This window comes from Haliscomenobacter sp. (genome assembly GCF_040403615.1).
Lineage (GTDB): Bacteria > Bacteroidota > Bacteroidia > Chitinophagales > Saprospiraceae > Haliscomenobacter.
Genome location: NZ_JBBAKG010000201.1, coordinates 1 through 4,812, shown reverse-complemented (window position 1 = coordinate 4,812; position 4,812 = coordinate 1). Strand labels below are relative to the sequence as shown.

Here is a 4,812-nt window from a genome sequence, read left to right as displayed (position 1 = left end):
ATCCAAGGCTTGTTGGCTGTGAAAAACCAGGCCTCCCCAACGATCAAAAATGAACAGTTCATATTCTTTCACCTCGCAGGGACTGAGTGGGCTCCAAGTATCGTTAGTGTTGTCCTGGTTAGGCGAAAAGATTTCGGGAAAATAAAATCGACAGGAACACAGCAAAGGCTTTTCCAGAAATTCAACGCTATCCCGGATGGTGCAACCACCCAATTTGCCTTCCAACCAATATAAGCCTGGATCTTGAATGGTCAGTTGAGCATTGGTAGAGCCATCGTTCCAAAGGTAACTGTCGAATTTGCTTTCTGTGGTTAAATTAATATTTTCGATGGCACAGTAGGTTGTGTCGTTGCCCAGGTTAATTTTAGGACAAATCAACTTAAAATCGTCTACAAAAATCCAGGCTTCCCCGGCACTTTCAATCAGAACTGTGAGGTAAAGTCCATTGGTAGGTGGTTTGAATCGAAACTGATGGCTCGTCCAATCGTTGTGAAGATCAGGCACAGTATATAAAAGCTCGCTAGGAGAAGTAGGGTTGTCGGAAAGGCCCACCAACAGGCGTGCAGGAGCATTGATAACTTTTCCTATCCGTTCATGAAACTGCAAAGTATACGTTTGTCCTGGTATCAAAGGCTCGGATAGTTTGAGGCCAATGGCATCTGTAATCCCGGTTATGGCTGTTAGGGCAATAAAGTAATTGCCGGCCAGAGGTGGCCCGTAATTGCAGGATAGAGATAATATGTCCAATTCATTTTTTTCTCCAAAACCGACCACATTGGGCATGGTCGATGTAAAAATTTGATTGCTGAGATTGTATGCACAGGGGAGGCCAGCGCCTTCAAAACCTCCATTTAAAATCCGTTGTGCAGTTAATGAACATGGCATTGCCAAAACATATAGTGCAAAGAAAATACTCTTATTCATTTGCTGTGGTTGTAATCTTCCTAAAAATACCACAATCCTAATTGATATACTTTTAAAAAACCGCTGGAGCTCTTGCACCAGCGGTTTTACAGTAATATTACGCCTTTTCCTCCACAGGCTTTTCTTCTCCTTTTTCATTATCTCCCTCCTCATCATCTTCCGGATCAGGCGGAAAACTAATTGCCCCTTCATACGGCTCTTTCCCAAAAGTCAATCCTTTTTTATCGGTATGCACATAAATCGTGTCGCCCAGGGTCACCGCGCCACTTAGCAGTAGTTTGGATAATTCATTGATCACGTCTTTTTGCAGTACCCGTTTCATCGGGCGGGCACCAAACTGTGGATCGTAGCCCATGTCTGCTAGCAAATCCTTGGCTGCATCGCTTACCTTGAGTACGATGCCCTGTTTGGCCAGCATTTTCTGGGTCTTTTTCAACAAAAGCTCCAGGATCTGCTTGATCTCAGCCTTGTTCAAGGGCAAGAAGAGGATCTGCTCGTCGATGCGGTTCAGGAATTCTGGCCGCAGGTTTTCTTTCAGCAGGTTGAATACCTCTTCTTTGGTCGTGGCAATGATTTCGGTGCGGTGCTTTTCGCCCATTTCCTCCAGGTCTTCAAAATTCTCCATGATCAGGTCAGCCCCCATGTTGGAAGTCATGATGATGATGGTATTTTTGAAGTTGGCAACTCGGCCTTTGTTGTCGGTCAGGCGACCATCGTCCAGCACTTGCAGCAGGATGTTGAAGGTATCCGGGTGTGCTTTTTCGATCTCATCCAGCAAGATGATGCTGTACGGACGGCGGCGTACCGCTTCGGTCAACTGGCCACCTTCGTCGTAACCCACGTATCCCGGAGGCGCACCCACTAGTCGCGACACGGTGTGTTTCTCTTGGTATTCGCTCATGTCGATGCGGGTCATGGCTTTTTCATCGTCGAAGAGTACTTCGGCAATGGTTTTGGCCAATTCGGTTTTACCCACCCCGGTTGGTCCGAGGAAGATGAATGAACCGATGGGGCGATCGGCGTCTTGCAATCCTGCCCGGCTGCGTCGAATGGCATCCGAAACGGCTTTTACTGCTTCATCCTGGCCAATCAGGCGCTGACCGATTTCTTGCTCCAGGCTCAGGAGTTTGTCCTTCTCGCTTTGGGTCATTTTGTCAACGGGAATCCCCGTCCATTTGCTCACGATGTAAGCAATGTCATTAGCGGTTACTTTATCGTTGGTAAAGCGATCGTCTTCAGGGATGGCCGCGAGTTTTTCCTCGGCTACCTTGAGCATGATTTTTTGGTCTTCCAATTCGCCGTAGCGGATTTTGGCCACCATCTCATAGTCACTGGCCCGTTCGGCCCGTACGGCCTGAATTTCCAGTTCTTCCATTTTTTTCCTGATCCCCTGAACGGTATCGACCAGCTCTTTTTCCCCTTTCCAACCTGCCATCAGCGAATCGCGCTTTTGTTTGGCATTGGCAATGTTTTCTTCGATGGCGTCGAGCTGCTTTTTGTTTTTCTCCCGTTTGACGGCTTCTCGCTCAATTTCGAGTTGGCGCACTTTGCGATCCCATTCGTCTATTTCTTCGGGCAAGGAATCCAGTTCGAGGCGCAAACGAGCTGCTGCTTCATCGATGAGGTCGATGGCCTTATCTGGCAGTTGGCGATCCGGGATGTAGCGGCTGCTTAATTCTGCCGCGGCCACCAGGGCTTCATCCTTGATTTCAATTTTGTGGTAAACCTCGTAACGCTCTTGCAATCCGCGCAAGATCGAGATAGTGTCTTCTACACTGGGTTCTTCGATCAGTACTTCCTGAAAGCGGCGCACCAGCGCTTTGTCTTTTTCGAAATATTTTTGGTATTCGTCAAGGGTAGTTGCACCGATGGTGCGCAACTCGCCTCTTGCGAGCGCAGGCTTGAGGATGTTGGCGGCATCCATGGCGCCATTGCCTCCACCTGCTCCAATCAGGGTATGGATTTCGTCTACAAACAAGATGATGGTATCGTTGGATTCGGTTACTTCTTGGATCACGCCTTTGAGGCGCTCTTCAAATTCGCCTTTGTACTTGGCACCCGCGATCAAGGCGGCGATGTCAAGTACAAAGATTTTTTTGCTTTGCAGGCTTTCCGGTACATCCCCTTTTACGATGCGCCAGGCCAGGCCTTCTACAATCGCGGTTTTGCCCACACCTGCTTCTCCGATGAGGATAGGGTTGTTCTTTTTGCGGCGGGAGAGGATGTGCAGTACGCGGCGAATTTCATCGTCGCGCCCCACAATGGGATCCAGTTTACCACTTTCTGCCCTTTCGTTGAGGTTGACGGCGTACTTGGCCAAGGCATTGTAGCTGTCTTCCGAGCTTTGGTCGGTCACTTTACGGCCTTTGCGCAACTCGTTGATAGCGCCTTTGAGCAATTGTTCATTGGCTCCCAGTTCTTTAAGCAACTTTGCTCCGGCATCATCACCCTGCACAATGCCCAGTAGCATGAGCTCTACGGAGATGTATTGGTCACCAAATTCTTTGAGCAAAACTTTGGCTCTGCTCAGTGCTTTGTTGGCATTAGGGGTAAGGTATTGTTTGTCGGAGCCTTCTACTTTGGGGTACTTGCGCACGGCTTCATCCAGCTTGCGGCGCAGCATATCGAGGTTTACTTCGGATTTGCCGAGTAAAAATCCAGCTACACTTTCATCGGTTTCCAAAATTCCTTTGATCAAGTGCGTAGTATCTACCTGTTGTTGATCCAATCCAGCCGCAATTTGTTGGGATTTCAGGATGGATTCCTGGGCTTTTATGGTGAAGTTTTCGTAAGTCATTGTGTTCAATGGTTTTTCGTTTGGCTAATATCGGTTGTTTTTGCCAGCATTAGATGCTCTAGCAAAAGTTTTGCCAATGCGATTTTAGGAAAGTTTGGCAGGAGGGAAAGAAAAAATACGACAGAATGACTTTAAAATGGGACTTATTCAATTTCTTCATATCCAAAAAGCTGAACGAGTCGTTCTTCCAATTCAATTTTGAACGCTACCATAATTGATTGCTGTGCTGTGCTTTCAGAGTTAAGGACTTTTTTGCTGGAAGGAGAGACCAATCCTTATTTATTTGCTTCAAATCCTTAACTTAGCCACTTCATCAATACGCAAACCATGCAGACCACTCATACCAGCACCAAAGCAGAAATCCTGGCCAAGCAAAAGCAATATCTTTGGCCCAATCACATCGTTTATTACACCGAGCCACTGCCACTGGAGCGTGGCGAAGGGCTGCGCGTATGGGACGTGGAAGGCAAGTCCTACCTCGATTTTTTTGCGGGCATCCTTACCACCAGTGTGGGCCACAACCGACCTGAAGTGGTAGAAGCGGTAAAGAACCAGACGGAGAAAATGATCCATTCCTCCACTTTGTACCCCAATGAAGCCCATGTCAATTTGGCGGAAAAAATGGCGCAAATTACGCCGGGGAAATTGCAAGTCTCGTTTTTTACTCCTTCCGGCACAGATGCGGATGAAACGGCGGTGTTTTTAGCCAAAATTTATACCGGACGACAGGAAATAGTAGCCCTTCGCCACGGCTACAGCGGCAGATCAGCCATGGGCATGACCCTGACTGCCCACAGCAACTGGCGGCTCACTGGGGCTCAGGTACCTGGAATCACTCACGCAGTGAATCCGTATTGCTACCGCTGCCCTTTCAAATTGACTTATCCTTCATGCGGGGTAGCCTGTGCCCAAGACGTAGAGGACGTCATCAAAACCACGACCTGCGGCAAAATTGCGGGTTTTCTGGCGGAGCCCATCCAGGGCGTAGGCGGTTTTATCACTGCGCCCAAAGAATACTTCAAGATCGTGCAGGAAGTTGTCAAACACTACGGCGGCTTGATGATCATCGATGAGGTGCAAACTGGATTTGG

The 4,812-nt window shown here is 48.2% G+C and carries 3 protein-coding genes; 1 reads left to right on the top strand and 2 read right to left on the bottom strand.

Annotated features, from left to right (window positions below):
- Positions 1-924, bottom strand: a 924-nt coding sequence (locus tag ABW391_RS28565) for a T9SS type B sorting domain-containing protein (protein WP_353485318.1), incomplete at its 3' end; no start/stop codon positions are given.
- Between the two features lie 97 nt (positions 925-1,021).
- Positions 1,022-3,721: an ATP-dependent Clp protease ATP-binding subunit gene (locus ABW391_RS28560; RefSeq protein ID WP_353485317.1), complete on the bottom strand. Its 2,700-nt coding sequence runs from the start codon at positions 3,719-3,721 to the stop codon at positions 1,022-1,024.
- Positions 3,722-4,048: 327 nt separating this feature from the next.
- Between ABW391_RS28560 and ABW391_RS28555 the strand changes: the two genes are divergently transcribed.
- A partial coding sequence (locus ABW391_RS28555) for an aspartate aminotransferase family protein (RefSeq protein WP_353485316.1) occupies positions 4,049-4,812 on the top strand: 764 nt, incomplete at its 3' end.

What these genes read in the sequence shown, in the direction of transcription:
- ABW391_RS28560 (WP_353485317.1), bottom strand. Translation starts at nt 3,721, where the DNA reads ATGACTTACGAAAACTTCACCATAAAAGCCCAGGAATCCATCCTGAAA.